This is a genomic window from Dietzia sp., from assembly GCF_036741115.1.
GTDB lineage: Bacteria > Actinomycetota > Actinomycetes > Mycobacteriales > Mycobacteriaceae > Dietzia.
The window spans coordinates 1-595 of the sequence record NZ_DAINST010000148.1 but is presented as its reverse complement, the minus strand read 5'-3'; the positions used below and the strand labels follow the sequence as shown (position 1 = coordinate 595).

The 595-nt window shown below is 68.7% G+C and carries 1 pseudogene; it reads right to left on the bottom strand.

The features are described from left to right. Nucleotides 1–221: 221 nt before the first annotated feature. Nucleotides 222–595: pseudogene (locus V7E05_RS14030) on the bottom strand (transcription termination factor NusA); the annotation flags it as partial.

The following is a 595-nucleotide window of genomic DNA, read 5'->3' as shown; positions in this document are numbered from 1 at the left end:
GTGCGTACCGACCGGGCGATCTCCTGTGGGCGCTGTGGCCGCCTCGCCTTGCGGCTGCGTGCCTCGTCCCACGGCTCTCGCCCTTCTCGTGCAGGTGTCATCTCGCACGCCACATCCCTGTCTCGCCTCGACGAGGTGTCCCGGAAATCGGGACCTCCGCCGTCAGAACGGGAAGGAAAATGACGCAGTGTGCAAGTTTAGCGCGAAAAGCGCTGCAAGCCTCAATCGGCGGCGACGTTCCCGGGGGCATCGGGTGCTGCTTCGGCGTCCGTCGCCGGGGCCGCGCCGGCATCGGGAGCCTCGGAGTCGGAACGGATGTCGATGCGCCAGCCGGTGAGCCTGTGGGCGAGGCGGGCGTTCTGCCCCTCCTTGCCGATCGCGAGCGAGAGCTGGTAGTCGGGCACGACCACCCGGGCCGCCCTCGCCTGCTCGTCGGCGACGGTGACCGAGATCACCTTGGCCGGCGACAAGGCGTTCCCGACGAACACCGTCGGGTCGTCGTCGTAGTCGACGATGTCGATCTTCTCGTCGTTGAGCTCCGCCATCACGGCACGGACCCGGGCACCGTTCGGGCCGATCCACGCGCCCTTGGCGT